At 61.8% G+C, this 18,827-nt stretch carries 7 protein-coding genes; 4 read left to right on the plus strand and 3 right to left on the minus strand.

Features of this window, described 5'->3' with window-relative positions:
• The first annotated feature begins 183 nt into the window (after positions 1 to 183).
• Genes AC2ETI_RS26555 through AC2ETI_RS26565 form a run of 3 tightly spaced genes read left to right on the plus strand, consistent with a single transcriptional unit; the run spans position 184 to position 4,666 of the window.
• Positions 184 to 1,008 (plus strand): FAD binding domain-containing protein, encoded by an 825-nt coding sequence (locus AC2ETI_RS26555; protein ID WP_483634642.1) that lies wholly within the window; start codon positions 184 to 186, stop codon positions 1,006 to 1,008.
• Positions 1,005 to 3,698 (plus strand): molybdopterin-dependent oxidoreductase, encoded by a 2,694-nt coding sequence (locus AC2ETI_RS26560; protein ID WP_483634643.1) that lies wholly within the window; start codon positions 1,005 to 1,007, stop codon positions 3,696 to 3,698. The genes AC2ETI_RS26555 and AC2ETI_RS26560 overlap by 4 nt, the downstream gene beginning before the upstream one ends.
• Positions 3,695 to 4,666, plus strand: coding sequence for an antibiotic biosynthesis monooxygenase (locus AC2ETI_RS26565; RefSeq protein ID WP_029255495.1), 972 nt, complete (start codon positions 3,695 to 3,697; stop codon positions 4,664 to 4,666). Before AC2ETI_RS26560 ends, AC2ETI_RS26565 begins: the two co-directional genes overlap by 4 nt.
• 79 nt (positions 4,667 to 4,745) lie before the next feature.
• Here AC2ETI_RS26565 and AC2ETI_RS26570 read toward each other — a convergent pair whose 3' ends face one another.
• Entirely contained in the window at positions 4,746 to 5,984 is a 1,239-nt protein-coding gene (locus tag AC2ETI_RS26570; RefSeq protein WP_483634644.1) for an HNH endonuclease signature motif containing protein, read from the minus strand.
• Between the two features lie 118 nt (positions 5,985 to 6,102).
• On the minus strand, positions 6,103 to 9,207 hold the full coding sequence (locus tag AC2ETI_RS26575; RefSeq protein WP_254665010.1) for a multicopper oxidase family protein: 3,105 nt from the start codon (positions 9,205 to 9,207) through the stop codon (positions 6,103 to 6,105).
• 317 nt (positions 9,208 to 9,524) lie between these two features.
• Between AC2ETI_RS26575 and AC2ETI_RS26580 the strand changes: the two genes are divergently transcribed.
• Positions 9,525 to 10,136 (plus strand): VOC family protein, encoded by a 612-nt coding sequence (locus tag AC2ETI_RS26580; protein ID WP_069147420.1) that lies wholly within the window; start codon positions 9,525 to 9,527, stop codon positions 10,134 to 10,136.
• A 34-nt stretch (positions 10,137 to 10,170) separates the two neighbouring features.
• Here AC2ETI_RS26580 and AC2ETI_RS26585 read toward each other — a convergent pair whose 3' ends face one another.
• The gene (locus AC2ETI_RS26585; protein ID WP_483634645.1) at positions 10,171 to 18,819 is read right to left on the minus strand and encodes an amino acid adenylation domain-containing protein; all 8,649 of its coding nucleotides are present in this window, start codon (positions 18,817 to 18,819) and stop codon (positions 10,171 to 10,173) included.
• Positions 18,820 to 18,827: the final 8 nt, after the last annotated feature.

An 18,827-nucleotide genomic window follows, 5' to 3' on the forward strand; every position in this document is an offset into this window, starting at 1 on the left:
CTGATCGCGCCTCTCAAGCAGTCGTACCCAGAATCGGCAAGCACATGCACGGACCACCAGGCGATGTCACGTACGTATCGCCCATGTTTCACGTGCCCGATATGCGCTAAAAGTGTGAATGTGTCCCGTCACCTCGGTAATGTCCCACTCCGAGACGACACATCCCCCGAGGGGAGCAGGCGCATGGACATCACCACCATTACCGACGTGATACGCCGACCACCGGATCGCCCAGGGGACGTGTGGCGTCCCGGCGACGCCTGGCTCGCGGGAGGAACGTGGCTGTTCTCAGCGGAACAACCCGACACACGTCGACTCGTCGACCTCACCGCGCTCGGGTGGACACCACTGGAGGTCGGCGCGACTCATTTCCGTGTCGGAGCTACGTGCACCGTTGCCGAACTGTATGCGTTTGTCCCGCCGGACAATTGGCATGCGAGTCCACTTATTCGCGTCAGCTGCGAGTACTTCCTCTCGTCTTTCAAGGTGTGGAATTCGGCCACCGTAGGCGGCAACATCTGTATGTCGCTTCCCGCCGGACCGATGATCACCCTGGCAGTTGCACTCGAGGCTACTTTCACGCTGTGGGCCACCGCCGGAACAGTGAGGACCGTCGACGCGTGCGACTTCGTGACCGGTGACCACCAGAATGTCCTGGAGCCGGGCGAAGTTCTTCGGAGCATCGAGTTCCCGGTGCACGCGCTCACCAAACGCCACGCCCACCGCCGCTTCAGTCTCACGCACCTCGGCCGTTCGACGATCTTCATGGTCGCGACGCAGACTCCGGGAGCCGACGACTTTCACCTCACCATCACCGCCGGCACTACGCATCCGATCCGGCTGACGTTCGACACGATGCCGGACGAGCACTCTCTGCGACGAGCTGTCGACTCCATTTCGGCCGACAGTTGGTTCGACGATCCCAACGGAACCCCCGACCACCGCCTGCACCTCGCCCGTCACTACGCCGACGAGCTCCGAATCGAACTCACGGGGAGCCAGTCATGAGCTACACGGTGAACGACCGGAAGTTCGACGAGGAACCGTTCCCGGGACAGTGTCTCCGGACGTTTCTTCGACACCTCGGACACCACGGGGTGAAGAAGGGTTGCGACGGCGGGGACTGCGGGGCGTGCACAGTGTGGCTCGACGGAGCGCCGATACACAGCTGCATCACGCCCGCCTTTCGCGCCGACGGTCGCGCGGTGACCACGATCGAGGGACTCGGTACGCCCGAAGATCTCCATCCGATTCAGCAACAGTTCCGGGATGCACCCGGCTTTCAGTGTGGGTTCTGCACCGCCGGAATGATCATGACCTCCGCGGCGCTCACCGACGCGCAGAAAGAAGACTTGCCGCGAGCGCTCAAGGGAAACCTGTGCCGCTGCACCGGTTACCGATCCATCGAAGACGCGGTCAACGGTGTCGGCGCTGTCGAAGTTGCCCTCCCCGGGCAGGCGGTCGGGACCAGCGTCGGGGCGCCGGCGGCCACCGACGTCGTGACCGGTCGAGCCGAATACACGATGGACACCGCGATCGACGGCATGCTGCACCTGAAAGTGCTGCACTCGCCCCACGCGCATGCACGCATCACCTCCATCGACACCACCGAGGCGCTCGCCGTCCCCGGTGTCCATCGCGTATACACCTGGAAAGACGTGCCGCGCAAGCTCTTTACAACGGCAATTCATACCGACCACCTTGTTGATCCGGACGACACGTACATCCTCGACAACGTCGTGCGGTTCGTGGGTCAGCGTGTGGTGGCCGTCCTCGCCGACTCCGTCGTCGCTGCGGAAGAAGGCCGTCGGAAGGTGAAGGTCGATTACGAGATCCTGCCTTCCGTGTTCGATCCGGAAGAGGCCATGGCCGACGGCGCTCCAGCCCTGCACGGATCCGACGATCCCTTTGTTCGAGATCCCGAGCACAACATCCTGCTCGAACTTCACGGTCACGTGGGCGACGTCGAGGCCGGGTTCGCCGAGGCCGACGTCATCCACGAATGCACCTACTTCTCCCCGCGAGTGCAGCACGCACATCTCGAGACGCACGGTTCGATTTCATGGATGGAAGACGGACGCCTTCACGTTCGCACAAGTTCGCAGTCCCCCTCCATCGCCAAGGTCAAACTCGCCCATCTCTTCGACCTCCGCCCGGATCAGCTGCGCGTGTTCTGCAAACGCGTGGGCGGCGGGTTCGGAGGAAAACAGGAAGTGATCAGCGAAGATCTGGTGGCGCTCGCCACCCTGGACACCGGTCGTCCCGTCTGCCTCGAATTCACCCGAGAAGAAGAGTTCACCACCGCGTCACCGCGTCATCCGATGAAACTCACAATCAAACTCGGAGCAAAGTCGGACGGGACACTCACCGCGTTCCACTATCGCAACGTCTCGAACACCGGTGCATACGGAAACCACGGCGGAGAGACACTCTTTGCCGGCGGCGCGGCAGTCTCGCTCTATCGCTGTGCGAACAAGAAGTTCGATGCGTATTCCGTGTACACCAATAACGTCCCGAGCGGCGCTTTGCGTGGGTACGGAATGACTCAACCGGCCTTTGCCGTGGAATCGGCCATGACCGAATTGGCCATCGCGCTGAACATGGATCCGCTCGAACTGCGTCGACGCAATATCGTCCGACCGGGCGATTCGCTCGTCGCACTCGAAGACGGCCCGGACGACGTGATCTTCACCGAAGACGGACTGGGGCAATGCATCGATCTGATCGACGCCGCGTTGAAGCGCCAACCGGTTCCCTCGCTCGGAGACGATTGGTTGATCGGCACCGGTACCGCCAGTTCACTACATGAGACCGCGCCACCCACCGAGCACATTTCCGAGGCTTGGCTCACCCTCGGCGAAGACTGTGTATACGAACTAGCTATCGGCACAGTCGAATTCGGTGAGGGAACTTCTACGGCCCACGTGCAGATCGCCGCGAATCAGCTGGGCACAACACCGTCACGTGTACGAATCATTCAGTCGGACACCGACCGAACCGGTTTCGACACAGGCGCTTTCGCCAGCGCCGGCCTGTTTGTCGCTGGGAGCGCCGTACTTCGCGCGTCGAATGCGCTCCGCGATCGACTACTGGCCTTCGCCGCACATCACACCGGCGTCTCGATTGACCTGTGCTCGATGGACGACGACAAGATCATCTGCGGTAGTACTCGATTAACACTGCAAGAGTTACTCGAGGCTGCACGCCCGCGCGGGATCCGATTCACCGAAGCACGGAAAGCGTACGGGTCGCCGCGCAGCGTGGTGTCCAACACTCATGGCTTCCGGATCGCCGTCCACCGCATCACCGGCGAGATCCGCATCCTCTACAGTGTCCAAGCCACCGACGCTGGGGTGATCATCAATCCGGCGCAGGTGCGGGGGCAGATCGAAGGTGGCGTCGCCCAGGGCATCGGCTTCGCACTCACCGAGAACTTCCACGTAGACGCAAACGGCGCGATGATGAACCCGAATCTACGTAACTACCGGATCCCGACCTATGCAGATGTCCCACGCACCGAGGTGATCCTCGTCGAGTCATCAGACTCCGTCGGCCCGCTCCGCTCCAAGGGCATGGCGGAGTGCTGCATCAATCCGGTTGCCCCTGCTTTGGCGAACGCACTGCAGGATGCCACCGGGTCACGATTCCGGTCACTACCGCTCACCCCGGAACGCATCTACTCAGGCCTGAACCGATGACCGCGAACACGTCGGCGGACAGCGCCGCTACGGTCATCATCGGCCAGCGAGTGCGTGCCGGACTGGAGAAAGAATTCGAGGTCTGGCAGAAAGATCTCAACCGGGCGGCCGCAGATTATGCAGGCTTCCTCGGGGCAGAAATCGCGGCTCCGACGCCCACCCAACCTGATTGGGTGATCGTGTACCGATTCGACTCCATCGCTCATGTTCAAGCGTGGATCAACAGCGCGACGAGGCAGGACTACCTCGACAGCGGTCGTCAGTTCTTCGACGGCCCGGCCACGCAGCAGGTAGTGAGCGGCGGGATCAGGCCTCCGGACCCACTGCTGACTGTCGTAGTGACGCACCGAGTAGGTGACGACAGTATCGACGAGTTCCTTGCCTGGCAGGATCGCCTTCGGGAGGTGGAGAGTGCTTTCGACGGATTCCGCGGCACCGAACTGTTTCGCCCAGTCGACGGTGTGCAGGATGAGTGGACCCTGCTGTATCGCTTCGACAATGCTGCCCATCTCGACACGTGGCTGACTTCCCCTGAGCGACAACAGCTTCTCGCCGAGGGTCGCAAGTTCCACGACTTCGAACTGCGAACCGTGGACAATTCGTTCGGCAGTTGGTTTGCCTTCGACGAGAACGGAAACGAGGCCCCTCCACCTTCGGAGACAAAAACCTCGATCGCGGTCTGGGTCGGTCTCTACCCGACTGTCGTCTTGCTAACTTTGGCGCTGTCACCGCTGAAGCTGCCACTCTGGCTCGGATTGTTGATCGGCAACCTGTTGTCGAGCTTCATCATGAGTTTCTTCACGATGCCGTACTACGTGAATCGGCTCCTGCACCGTTGGCTGCGTCCACCTCCGGGGATTCCTGTGGCAAAAACCAACGCGCAAGGGGTGGCGATCGTCGCTGCGGTGACCTTGTTCTGGGTGGTCGTCTTCTACCTGGTGACTACTCAGTTCTGGTCGCTGCCCTGAGCTCTCCAGAACGCGAAATGCCAGCGTATGCACCGGGGCATGCTTGTGCCCCGGTGCTCACGTCTTCAGTTGTCGCGATTCACGCCGCGGTGGGCGGACTATTCCCGCCGATCGGCTGCTGATACGGATCAACGGACATCGGTGGATAGAACACCGTCTTCCGATCGGGGCCGATCTCGACCCGCCATTCGGTGTGGTGCAGTGTCCGATGATGGTGACCGCACAACAAGATCAGGTTGTCGAGATCTGTTGGGCCACCATCACCCCAGTGAACAATATGGTGGGCATCGCACCACCCCGACGGAGTCCCACACCCTGGAAACGCACAACCGCCATCCCGAACCGCAAGAGCCCGCCGCTGCGGAACCGTCGCCGTTCTCGCTTCCTTGCCGCAGTCGAGCGGAACACCATTCTCATCCAACAGAATCCGGGTGACCGTGCAGTCGCAGGCCAACATCCGTGCGGTGTCGATGCTGATCGGGCCCACCCAATCGGTCCACGCGAACCCGACCTCCTCCGTGGACGGCAGGAGGTCTTTCAAGGCTTGCAGATCGGTCATGTCTTTCGCCGATGCGGTCACCGTGATGTGTGGTTTCACCCCGCCCTCGATCGGACCCAACCCCGCTCGCTCGTAGCGGCGCAGTAGTTCGCAGAACCCGTCCGCGCGCCGTAGTGCTGGCGTGCGGGTGTCCTTGACACCGTCCTTCTCCGGTGTCGGAGCAGACAGGCTCGACAACAACGTGATCAACCGCGCCCCGTTCACAGCATCCAAGTCACCCTTTACAGTGACCCGCCCGTACAAGCCTTTCGAGGCGTAGAACTCGTTACGCTCCGAATCCTCCCCGACCGGAACACCGTCCTCACGCTTGCCGTACTGCTTCTCGATCCGCCGAATCGCTGCCCGCACCGCATCACAATCCGCGATGTTCTTCGACGCCAGACCAAGCAGAATTCCGCGAGCCTTGTCCACATCTGCCGGGGTCATGTTCTTGGGCGGATGCTGACAAAACGACGCCACCTGACGCGCTTTCAACGCATCAACGTCACCACGATGAAACGCATCGCCCACAACAGGTTCGAGCATCGACAACCGCGCCAACCCGACCAGCAGACTGCACTCACCGATCTCCAAATTCGTCGAACCGTGCAACCACTGCGCGATCGCCCGAAAACCCTTCCCGCCGAGAACCTCACGGGAAAACATTTCCACGATCAACAACACCAACCGCGACTGCAACTCGTGCCGGACACGCACCAGATCCAGAACCTCACCCTTGAGGCCCTCGCCATCCAGTTGCCACGCTTCCCGACTGTCCATGCTCAAAGTTTAATCGAACATACTTTCGATAGCCAGAGACATAACGGACAGGTTTCAAGAAACATCGATCTCGAGACCGGTTGATATGTAACTACTTTCAGAAACTCTCAAAACCTGATCATCGACCACCGAGTGGCAGAACTCCCCCGCCGACGGGATAGGGCGGCAGCGTTCCCACAAGCGTCGGTGTCAATGTGGTCGCAGACGGATCGGCACGACCGAGAGTGAATTTCCGAACTTCGGCACCCGTTCCGTTGCTGCCGCTGACGAGGAGATCCGCGCCGGTAGTCGTGCTCGTCGTGGCCACTCCCACACCCGACCCTGGAGCGGTGAACGGGTCGAAAGCTGCAACCTCCCGAAATGCCACGTCCGTCGAATGGTGATCTGGACTCTCGAGGTACATCTCGGGTGCACCGTCGAGCCTGGATCCACTCGAGAAGACGCGGATTGATCCTTCTCCTCCGAGCATGCCTGCCACTATCGACTTTGCGCCGCCCTCGGCGCCGGCCACCCAACCCGTCGACAGAGACACCCCGTCGCGGTAGCCCTGATCGAATGCCAAGAACTGTGATGTCGTTGCCGGACCAGCCGTATGACCTGCGTGTTCATCGGAGTCGCCCTGCGCAACCGCCGTCGGTTCGTACAGGTCGTAGCGGAACGTCTTGATCAACGGCTCCTCGCCCGCACCGGGTGCTGTCACGATGCTCGCTCGACCGGAGTGACTGTCAACCATTCCGGTTGCGAACGTGACTCCGCTACTCGATCCCGGGTACGGCGAGAACGAACCGAATTCTGCGGGTGCGGACCTCTTGTCCGCCGGAAGGTCGGTGGAGTAAATCTTGACCTGCGACTCCATCCCCGGGCCCGACGCAACGATGATGTTGTCCGCCAATGCGTTTCCGTCGATATCGACGCCGCCGACGTTCACTCCGCCACGAAAACCCACATCGAAGGGGGCGAATCTTGCCAACTCGTCGGTGAACGGCACGCCGCCGACTGCGTTGTACGCCACCACTTCCGGAGCCGAGCCTGCACCTGTTCCAGCGACCAGATCAAGCACCATGTCTCCGTTCACGTCCGCCATCGCAACACTCGGGGTGCCTTCGAACGACGGGAAGGGCGTCACAGCGGTGATCAGTTTGTCGCCGTTGGCATCGAATATCTGCACCTTGGCGGGCACGCCGGCCGAACCAGGTATCGCGACGGCATACGTCGATACCTCGGGAATCACGCTGACGGTAGCCATCAAACCGTTGTCCTCGTGATTGAGTCGGTGGCAGTGAATCACAAAGGTTCCGGTGTACTCGGTGAACTTCGTTCGTAACGTCACTGACGCAGGCTCGAGAGCATTCTCATTCTCGTCAGTCACCGGAGCAGGCACGTTCACATTGTCGATCCCCCAGGGCTGAACCCCTGTCGTCGTCCCTGCGACGGGATCAACGACTTCCATCACTTGGAAGTCGTTGACGTGAATATGCATCGGGTGTTCGTCGTTGTTGAGGTTCGTGATCTTCCATTCTTCAACGGAATTCAGCCGCGGTTGAATCAGCGGGATGTTGGGGAACGTGTTGTCGGCGAATTCGTAGGTGAAGGCCTTCGGATCGCTGTTGCTGGCCTTCTCGTTTCCGAACCCACCGGACACTGTGAGGTTGCGGGTCACGTCGGGCGTCATCGCTGCTGTATCCACGAACGAGGTGTAGGTATCGAGCTTCTGTCCGAACTCGAAGGGAGTCGTCTTCCCTTCGCCCTCGTCTGGCGTCGCGCGGATCAACTGCTGAGTCGGGAACGTGAAGAATCCGTCCGCGTAACTGATCACCGACGGGTCGACGGTGACGGTTCCGAGTTCGGCGGGCGGATTGTCGGTACCGTTGTTGGTATAGAGAATTCCCGGATTGCTCACCGGTTTCGCACCTTCCAGCGGTGGCATCTCCAGCACCAGATCGCCGGCCTCCGGCATCGTCACGGCGATTGCATAGCGCGAGGCCGGCGGAATCACCAGCCTGGTTCCGTCCCCGTCCACGGGTGGCCGGACCTCGTCGAACGGGTTTCCGTCCTGCCCCACGATTGCGAACTTCGGATGGGTGCCGGTTGCGGTTTCCGTCAACGTAACCGGCATGTAGGCAAAGTCGCTGATGTTGGCAAGCACCCAGATCTCGGTCTGCCCCGGCTTCAGTTTCAGCGACGGCTGGAACTGACCGTTCACGGTGTACTGCACATCGCGTTGGTTGTCCGGTAGTGAGGGATCGGCCGGAACACTCGTCGATTCACCCACGAAGCTCTGCAGATTGCCTGGAACGAATTGATTCTGTCCACGATGATTGGCCGGGGACAACGGTCCCGCGTACCAGTTGGTGAAATACTGCGCGCCCTCGGTAGTGTCCGAGAAATTCACCGGAGCAAGGCTCGGACGGTACGTCCCGTCGGCTAATTCCGTACCGGCGGGTGGCGTCAACGTACTGACGAATTGGGGCCAGTTCGCGTCGTTGAGCTGTCGGCCCTTTCCTTTGCGGTCGAATACGAAGTTGTACTGCAGTGCCATATCGCGAATCGGAACGTCGTTTGCCGTCACGACAGGCAAATTTCCGTCCGGCCGGCCGATTTCAAGGAGCCCGGCCAAGCCCATGTACGTCTGCTGGGCGGTGAGGGTGTGCCGGTGACTGTGGTACCAGTAGAGACCGTTCGGCATCGTCCCCGGAATCGCGTAGTCGTACACGTTTCCCTGGCCGGCGGGAATGTTGAGCAACACGTTGTCCGCATTGCCGTCCGGACTCACGTGCACTCCGTGCGTGTGCAGATTCAGCGGAGCCGACGTCAGCGCCGGCGGATAGATCGGCACGTCCCCGCCCGCCGGTGTGAATGCCGGATCGTAGAAGTCCTCGATCGTGAGATCTTGCAAATCGTTGTCGTAATGAATGATCAATCGCTCTCCGGGATTGACGCGGAGAGTCGGCGCCGGATAGACGTCACTCGCCGAGGTCGATCCGTCCGACGCCGTACCGCGGATGACCTCGTACCCGAAGAGCAGAAAATTCGACACGGGCGCCGAAGCGGTATCGAGCGGAATCACTCCCTGATGAGCGGACAAGCGCACCTCGAGAACACCATCTCGGCTACTCAGTTTCACCGGCTCCCGGTAGTCGACGGCGGTTCCGTCCGAGCCGTAGTTGGCGCCCACCTCGGGCGCCGATTCAGCGGACGTACACGCGGCCAACGCCATCGTCATGGACACCACTACTGCTGCGGCTAACGACTTTCCTCGCAGTGCGATCACTGGTTTCCCCGTTCCATGGTGGCGTGAGATACGTCCGATCAGCGGTCATCAGCCTATCGAGAAAACATCGGCTGAACAGTACATTCACGACAAATTGCCCACCTAGTGCCCGCTCGAGCGCTGCACCTTGCAAGCAGTCTCAGCAAACCGATCAGAAATCGAGAAGCACAGCCAAGGGACCCGCAATTACGTTGAAACACATGAACACACCACAGAAGTCCACTTCCGACCACACGTCGTCAATCCACACATCAGCAGGGAGCGCCCGGATGACCACCGCGCAATCCGTGATCCTCGACGTTCCCGACCTCGTCGCAGCCGAAGCCTTCTACAACGCTCTCGGCGTCGGAGATCGAATCCAGCTACGCGAATCGAACGAACCGACAACCGGGTTTCGTGGGTACACCCTTTCGCTCGTCGTCTCCCAACCGAACATCGTCGACGCCTTCGTCGGCGCCGCACTCGCAGCCGGTGCCGCCGTCTTGAAGCCGGTGAAGAAATCCCTCTGGGGATACGGCGGAGTCGTTCAGGCTCCAGACGGTTCGATCTGGAAGATCGCCACGTCGTCGAAGAAGAACAATGGACCCGCCACCCGCACAATCGACAGCCTGGTGCTGCTGCTCGGCGCCGAAGACGTCAAGGCCAGCAAGCAGTTCTACCTCGACCACGGCCTCGAGGTGTCGAAGAGCTTCGGCCGCAAGTACGTCGAATTCACCAGCGCAGCAAACAATGTCACGCTGGCACTGTACGGCCGAGGCGCCCTGGCAAAGGACGCCGGGCTCGCTCCCGAGGGCACCGGATCGCACCGAATCACCATCACCGGTGCGTCCGAACCCTTCGCGGATCCTGACGGTTTCGCCTGGGAAAGCACCCATTCCTGACACAGGTGGTGTCTCGAGAACACGCCCGCCCGACTCAGGACATCCGACGAATCCTCTCCAAGTTGTGCGCCATCAACGGACCAACGGTCTCGAGAGCGGCGGGCGAGGTGATGTCCCAGTGAGTGCACTCGACGGGGTGATTCACGATATCCCCGCTGACATACGCACGCCATGAATCGACTCCACGGTTCAGCCATGGATCATCCAGCGCTGCAGTGAAGTACAGCACGTCGCCATCGAAGATCCCCGGCTGGTGAGCCTGCATCAACGTGTCGTTGTGCCGGGCCGCGAAGACAAGCCTGCCGACATCTTCCGAAGTCAACTCGCCCATGGCGTGCGCGAACTCGAGTCCCATGTCCGCGTCGTCGTCAGCGTCCGAACCTTCACCGTCTTCAGCGGCATGGGCGAAGCTGTCCAGCATCACCAACGAATCGACCGACTCGCCCGCTGCCTGCAATAGCACCGCCATCGAGTGTGCGATCACGCCACCGAGCGACCAACCGGCAAAGTGATACGGACCTTCAGGCTGGATTTTTCGAACTTCCTCGAGGTACCTGGCGGCGGTGAACTCGATGGACTCCGGCAGCGGATCCGCGGACGAGACTGCTGGAGTTTGGATCCCGTACATCGGAGTCGCCGAATCGATGTACGGCGCCAAGCCGGCATAGCTCCAGGCCAGGCCGACGATCGGATGGACGAAGAACACAGGCGGCCGATCACCGGTCGTCCGAATCGGGAACACGACGTCCAGCGCGCCGGAAGATTCTTGTCCGGAGTCGACACGAATCGCAATCGACGCCGGAGTCGGCTCGGTCATCAACCACTGCAATGGGATCTCGCGAGCAAGCGACATCCGCAGTTTGGTCACTACTCGCATCGCCGACAGTGAGTTCCCACCGAGTTCGAAGAAGTTGTCGTCGGCGCCGACGTCAGCAATCTCGAGGACCTCCGAGAAGGCAGTGGCCACAGCGATTTCCGTAGGCGTGCTCGGCTCCCGATACACGATCTTCGACGCAAAATCAGGGGTCGGCAATGCCTTCTCGTCGACCTTTCCTGTCGGTGTCGTCGGCACCTTGTCGATGAGGACGACAGCACTCGGGATCATGTGACGTGGCAAGAACTCGGAGACAAAGGCGACGACCTGACTCACCTCCGGCGCAGTCCCCGGCGTCGGCACGACGTACGCGACCAACGCGGTGTCCCCGGACGGTGTCCTCTTGCCGCGGGTCATGGCCACATCCACGTCCGGGTGTGCGTGCAGGGCCGAGTCGATCTCCCCGAGTTCGATGCGATGACCACGAATTTTGACCTGAGTGTCGGTCCTGCCCCGGTACTCGATGGTGAGTTCGGGTGTCCAGGAGGCAATGTCGCCCGTGCGATACAGACGATCACCCGGCCGGCCGTGCGGGTTGGCAACAAATCGGGTTGCCGTGAGCACGGACTGGTCATGGTATCCCCGGGCGAGAGCCGGCCCGGACACGTACAGTTCGCCCGGCGTCCCGATCGGCACCGGGAGCAGTCGCGAGTCGAGGATCAGAGTGTCGAATCCGCGCACGGGTGATCCGATCGTGACCGGTTTGCCCGCAACGAGATCACCGACGGTGGAGATGTCGGTTGCCTCGGTAGGCCCGTACCCGTTGAGCATGGTTCGACCACGCTGCCAACGGTTCACCAGTTCGGCAGATACCGCTTCCCCGCCCACACCGAGAACCCGAAGCTCTTCGAGCCCTTCCGGTTCCATCGACGTCAACATCGCCGGAGTGATCAGTGCGTGAGTGACCCGACGTCCGATCATGAACCGAGACAACTCTTCTCCGCCCAGGATGGTAGGCGGTGTGACGACCAGAGTCGCCGCCGCGGAGAGCGCCGACATCATTTCACCCACCGACATGTCGAAGCTCGGCGAGGTGTTGTGCAGGAATCGTGAGTGCGAGTCGACGCGATAGTGCTCACGACGCTCGGCGGCAAGGTTCGCGAGACCACCATGCGTGACCACGACGCCCTTCGGTTTGCCCGTGGATCCGGACGTGTAGATCATGTAGGCGGGATTGTCGATGCGAGCCGCTCCCGCGATACTCGAGTCGGGTAGCTCTTGGATCGCGGTTTCGAGTGCGTCCAGATCGAGCCAGCGCACCGAATCGGGAAGTTGATTCCCACCTCGGCTGATGCCGATGACAGCGTCGGAGTCTGTGATCATGTGCTCGATCCGCTCAACCGGATAGTCAGGATCGACGGGCAAGTAGGCGGCGCCGGTCTTCGTCACTGCCCACACCGACATCACGGACGCTGCCGATCGCCGGAGTGCCACGGCTACAAAGGTTTCCGGACCGACACCCTGATCGAGCAGAATTCGGGCCAGGCGGTTGGACCAGGCGTCCGCTTCTCGATACGACCATGCACGACCGTCGGCCCAGATCGCGATCCCCTCAGGGTTCCGCGCGACGGCAGAATCGATGAGATCGGCCCAGGTCGACTGGGGCGCCGCAGGCAGACCCGACACCGGGACGAGAAGGCGCCGTTCGTCGGCCCCCAGGACGTCCAGGTTTCCGACGGCGGTGTCCGGCAACTCCACGAGTGCGCGCAGGATCCGAAGCATCCGCTCTCGCACGACCCGAATCGTCGGCGCGTCGAAAACGTCCGACTGATACTTGAGCGTGAACTCAATGCCGTCGTCAGCGACGACGGTAAGTGTCAACGGATAGTGAGTCGCGTCCTCGCCGGTGATGGCGGTAACGGTCATCCCGTCGATCGAGGTCGTTTCGGCGATCCCCTCAGCATCGACGGGATACGACTCGAAGACGGTCAACGTGTCGAAGTCAGCGGCGTTTCCGACACTCTTGACGATGTCCGTCAGCCCGAGATGGTGGTGTTCGAGAAGTCCGGCTTGTTCGACCTGCAGGCGCGACAGCAATGAGCGCAATGACTCCGCGGGGTCGAGCGTGACCCGGACAGGAAGTGTGTTGATGAACAGGCCGACCATCGACTCGACCTGATCGAGCTCGGGGGGACGACCCGACACCGTTGCTCCGAACACGACATCCGTTCGACCCAGTTGGCGCGCCAGCAGTATTCCCCAACCGGCCTGCATCATCGTGTTCAGCGTGACGCCGTTGTCGGCGCTGAAGGCACCGAGCTGCTGGGCAAGGTCGGTCTCCACCTGGGTGACAACCGACTCGACGGTGCCGGCACTCGAACCCACAGTCCTTTGCCCGGCGAACAATGTCGGCTGTTCGAGCCCGGACAGCGCCTCGGCCCACGCCAGCTCGGATTCCGCAGTGTCACGAGAACTCAACCAGGCCAGGTAATTACGATACGACGCTGCGCGCGGAAGCACAGATTCGTCTCCGTGCGTTGAGTACAGGACCATCAGGTCCTTCATCAGCAACGGCATCGACCAACCGTCGAGCAGAATGTGATGCAGCGTCACTGCGAGCGCGTGCCGCCCTGGACCTTGCGTGATGAGCGTGAATCGCAGCAACGGCGGTGTTGCCAAATCGAAACGCTCGGATCGATCGCGCTCGAGGGCTCGATCGTAAGCAACCTCGCGCTCGCTCTCCGGCACCGCACCGAGGTCGACCACACGCCACGGAATATCGATCTCACCGAGAACGATCTGCGCGAGTTCGCCCGAAAGATCCGTGACGTAGGCGGTCCGCAGGTTGTCGTGACGGTTCAGCAGTGAAGTCACGGCCCGGTTCATTCGCACCGGATCCACCGTTCCTGTCAGCTCCAGAACCATCTGGGTCTGATAGACGTCGGCAGTGTTCCCTGCGAGCAACGAATGGAAGGCAAGCCCGTGCTGCAAAGGCGACAGAGGCCAAATGTCCCTGACCACCGGGTATCGCTCTTCCCAGGCGTCGATGTCCTCTTGCGAGGCCGTCACCAACGGAACGTCGGACGGCGTCAGGCCTCCCCCGGCTCCGTCGCCGGCGTGCGAGACCAGACTCCGCAGCGCGATCGTCCAGTACTCCGCCAAGTCTCGGACATCCGCCTCCGTCAGGAGACGTCCGGCGTAGGAGAAGGTCGCGGACAACGAGGCGCCACCCGTCGACTCGTCCGACGTGTCGGTGACGATGGCATTGATATCGAGAACTGCCGCGGCGGGCATGTCCGGGTTTCCGGGTCCTTCGATGTCACCGACATCCGCTGACGGAGCCCAGCCGAGTTCTGCGAACTCGTAGGGAACGCTTCCGGCAGAGACACGACCGAGGTAGTTGAAACTGATCTGCGGCGTTGCGTCCTGCAGCGTTTCACAGTGGTCACTGCCGGTCAGGTATCGCAGAACGCCGTAGCCGATGCCACGACCGGGCACGGCCAGCAGTTGTTCCTTGATCGATTTGACGGCGCGACCCGCTGCGGCGCCACCGTTCATGGCGTCGTCGATGTCGAGTGCACCGAGTTCGAGACGCACGGGGTAGACACTGGTGAACCAACCGACGGTCCGCGAGAGATCGGCACCGGGTGCGGTGTGCTCTTCTCGCCCGTGACCTTCCATCTGGATGAGTGTCGATGTGGCGTGCACGCCTCGTTCGCGACGCCAACGAGTGACAGCGAGCGCCAGAGCCGTCAGCAAACCGTCGTTGACGCCGCCACGGAATGCGGCCGGAAGTTCGGTCAGCAGTGCACGAGTCGTCGAAGCATCGACGCGTACCTCGATGTCGCGGACGGTGCCGACCAAGTCGACGGAGGGATCGAAGCTCGCCGATCCCAGGTCAGGATCCTCGCCGTCGACAATTGAACGCCACACCGGCAGTTCTGCCGTCGCAGCAGCCAAGCTGTCCTGCAACGCATGTGCCCACCGCCGCATGGACGTACCGACGGGGGCCAGTTGCGCCGGCGCACCATTGGATATCTGTGCCCACGCGGTCATGAAGTCCGGCACCAGGATTCGCCATGACACGCCGTCGACGACCAGATGGTGCATGACGACGAGCAGTCGACCCGTCGCCGCTTCCGGCTCACCCGTCGGCGCGAGCCAGACGCACGCGAACATCACACCGCCACGCGGATCGAGTTCTCGCCGAGCCAGTTCCACTTCGGACCTCGCCAATTCGGTGAGGCCTTCTGCGCTGTCGACAACCGTCGGATCGAAGTCGACTTTCCGCAGACGAGCAGCGACGTCCACGCTGCCGGGCTCGGCTACCTGCAAGGTGTCGCTGTGCAACGTCGACCGAAGCATGTCGTGGTGGTCGACGACGGCGGCGAGCGTGTCGACGATCCCCTGTTCGTCGACACCGACCGGCAAATCCAGTGCGATCGACTGTGAGTAGCGATCGAAGTGATCGGTGCTGCCGAGGACCATCCGCATCACCGGCGTCAGCGGCAACTCGCCGACACCGTTGCCCGGCAGCTCGGCAAGTACCTCCCGCGCGGTCACGTCAGCGCGCAGGACGACCTGCGCCAACGCCGCCACGGTCTTCTGCTCGAAGACGTCGCGCGGTGTCATCACGAGCCCGCGAGCCTTCGCTCGGGAGACGAGTTGAATGGATGCGATGCTGTCGCCACCGAGACCGAAGAACGAATCGTCGACGCTCACGGTCTCGACACCGAGCAGGTCTGCGAACAGTGACGCGAGGGTTTCTTCCGTCTCAGATCCAGGTGCTCGATACTGCGTCTTCGGTACGGAGAAAGTCGGAGTCGGAAGGGCTTTGCGATCCAGCTTGCCGTTCACCGTGACCGGAAGTGCGTCGAGAACCACGTATGCATCCGGCACCATCGGTCGTGGCAGCGTGGATTCGAGGTGGTGCCGTACGGCCTCGACGTCGATGACGCGCCCTGCCTCCGGCACGAGGTAGATGGCCAGGCGCTTACCCAGTGCAGTCTCGACGACCAGCACCACGGATTGCGCAATCTCGTCGCACCGCGTTGCCGTCGTCTCGATTTCACCGAGCTCGATACGGTGGCCTCGAATCTTGACCTGACTGTCGATCCGTCCGTGGTACTCGACGGTGAGATCATTCGTCCAGGCGGCGATGTCGCCGGTGCGGTACATGCGCTGCCCGGGTTCGCCGAAGGGATCTGCGACGAATCGTGCTGCGGTGAGCAGGTGTTGACTGTGGTAGCCCCGGGCCAGTGCGGGCCCCGCTACATACAGTTCGCCCGGTGTGCCGATCGGCACCGGCCGCAGCCGAGTGTCCAGGATCATGGCCCGGAACCCACGCACTGGCGTCCCGATCGTGACCGGTTGTCCCTCGACGAGGTCTGCCACCGTGGAGATGTCGGTCGCTTCGGTCGGTCCGTAGCCGTTGAGCATGGTCCGGCCGGGCTGCCAGCGATCGACCAGATCCGCGGACACCGCCTCACCGCCGACCCCAAGGATCCGAAGATGCTCGTGGTCGCGTGGGTCGATCGTGCTCAGGACGGCCGGCGTGATCAGAGCATGGGTGACTCGTTGCGTATCCAGCAACTCCGCGAGGTCGTCACCACCGATCGTGGTCACGGGTGCGATCACCAGTGTTGCCGCGGCAGAAAGAGCCGAGATCATTTCGCCGACAGCCATGTCGAAGCTGGGGGAAGCGGTGTGCAGGAACCTGGCATCGGACGTGATTCGATAATGTTCGCGCCGCTCGGCCGCCAAATTGGCGAGGCCGGAATGCGTGACCACCACGCCCTTGGGCATACCCGTCGAACCCGAGGTGTAGATCATGTATGCCGGATTGTCGACCCGTGCGGGTGCGTCGATCGGGCTCAGCGAGGCTGCCGCAAGTTCGTCGGCGATGTCCTCGAGAACCAACCATTCGACGTCGTCCGGCAGGAACCGACGCTGCTCGGCGATCGTCACACCCAACCTTGCCCCAGAGTCGCCGAGGATGTACGCGATGCGATCGGCCGGATAGCTCGGGTCGACCGGCAAGTACGCGGCACCGGTCTTGGCCACCGCCCACACTGCGAGAACGGATTCGAGTGAGCGAGGAAGAGCGAGAGCGACAAAGGTTTCCGGTGCGGCGTTGCGTTCCGCGATGACGTGTGCCAGTCGGGTCGACAGTTCGTCGGCCTCGGCGTAGGTGACGGCGCGGTCATTCCACAGGAAGGCGATCCCTGTCGGATTCGACGACACCGCAGCATGAATCAGCTCGGAAAGGGTCACCGGATGCGCTGCCGCCAAGCCTCGCACCGGCGCCAGCAGGTTCTGCTCGTCCCGATTCAGAATGTCGACATCACCGATAACGCTCGCCGGGTCTTCGGTCAACTGCTCGAGCAGCATCACGAATTTCTCGGCGAACGACTCGACCGTGGAACGGTCGAACAGATCGGTCGCGTAGGTGAGCGATCCACGCACCGCTACCGAATCGGCGGTTGCTTCGCCGGCGTCGTCCACACTCTCGAACAGCGTCAATGCAAGATCGAATTGTGCTGGAGTGACGTCGAATTCGAGAGCCGACACCCGAAGATCGGGAAGCTCGAAGGCAGTGTCCTCGACGTACTCGTAGGCCAACGCAACCTGGAACAGCGGCGAGTGAGACTGTGAGCGAACGGGTTTGAGAACGTCGACAAGCCTCTCGAAGGGCACATCGACGTGGCCGAATGCACTCAAGTCTCGGTCACGTACCTGATCGATCAACGACGAGAACGTCTGCTCGGAATCGACATCTGTTCGCAGAACGACCGTGCCGACGAACATTCCGATCAAATCATCGACGGACGCCTCACCTCGACCGGACACCGGCGTGCCGACGACGATGTCGGAGGTGGCCGACAATCTCGCCAGCAGCGCTGCGTACACCGCGTGGACCACCATGAACACACTTGCATGGTGGTGATCGGCAATCGCACGAACGCGTTCCATGACGTCGGGCGCGATGTCGAAGCGGATCATCGCACCGTTCTGGGTGGCCACCGCCGGCCGTGGTCGATCGGTCGGAAGTTCGAGTGCGTCCGGGATCCCGTCCAACGCTGTCTTCCAGTAGTCGATCTGAGCCGATGCGATGCTGTTCGGGTCCGCCTCGTCGCCGAGGAGCGCCCGTTGCCACAGTGCAAAGTCGGCATACTGGATCTCCAGCGGCGCCCAGAAGGGCGCCTGGCCGGTCAGTCGCGCCGAGTAGGCAATCATCACGTCCCGAGCCAACGGCGTCATGGATACGCCGTCCGCACTGATGTGATGCACCGACATCACGAGCACATGCTCGGATTCTTCTATACGAAACAGCTTGACCCGAATCGGTACCGAAGCTGTGACGTCGAAGCCTTCGGAGAGGACAGCGAGTATGCGCGTATCGAGGTCGCCACGGTCGACGTCGATCGGGCTCAGATCGAACTCGACGTCCTCGGGTGTCAGGATCACCTGGACGGGGCCGTCACCGTTGTCGGGGAACACTGTTCGCAGCGACTCATGGCGCGTCAGAACATCACCGAAGGCGCCGCGAAGCGCCGGAACGTCAACGGTGCCGGCGAGTCGGATGGCCAACGGGATGTTGTATGCCGCAGATTCGACATCGTACTGATTGAGGAACCACATCCGATTCTGTGCAAGTGAAAGCGGGATCTGCTCCGGACGAGTCTGCACCTCGAGGGCAGGCCTGTCGGCACGCTCTGCATTGTCCAGTGCAACAGCAAGTTCCGCCACAGAGGGGTGATCGAACAACGTCCGAAGCGGCAACGCGGTACCAGCGTGTTGGTTGATGCGGCTGACAAGTCTGGTCGCATTGAGCGAATTACCACCCAACCCGAAGAAATCATCATCCACACCAACCC

The sequence above is a fragment of the Rhodococcus sp. MurmanLake-1 genome (assembly GCF_056945715.1).

Coding starts and splice junctions, on each gene's coding strand:
- AC2ETI_RS26555 (WP_483634642.1), top strand. CDS start 184: ATGGACATCACCACCATTACCGACGTGATACGCCGACCACCGGATCGC.
- AC2ETI_RS26560 (WP_483634643.1), top strand. CDS start 1,005: ATGAGCTACACGGTGAACGACCGGAAGTTCGACGAGGAACCGTTCCCG.
- AC2ETI_RS26565 (WP_029255495.1), top strand. CDS start 3,695: ATGACCGCGAACACGTCGGCGGACAGCGCCGCTACGGTCATCATCGGC.
- AC2ETI_RS26570 (WP_483634644.1), bottom strand. CDS start 5,984: ATGGACAGTCGGGAAGCGTGGCAACTGGATGGCGAGGGCCTCAAGGGT.
- AC2ETI_RS26575 (WP_254665010.1), bottom strand. CDS start 9,207: ATGACGATGGCGTTGGCCGCGTGTACGTCCGCTGAATCGGCGCCCGAG.
- AC2ETI_RS26580 (WP_069147420.1), top strand. CDS start 9,525: ATGACCACCGCGCAATCCGTGATCCTCGACGTTCCCGACCTCGTCGCA.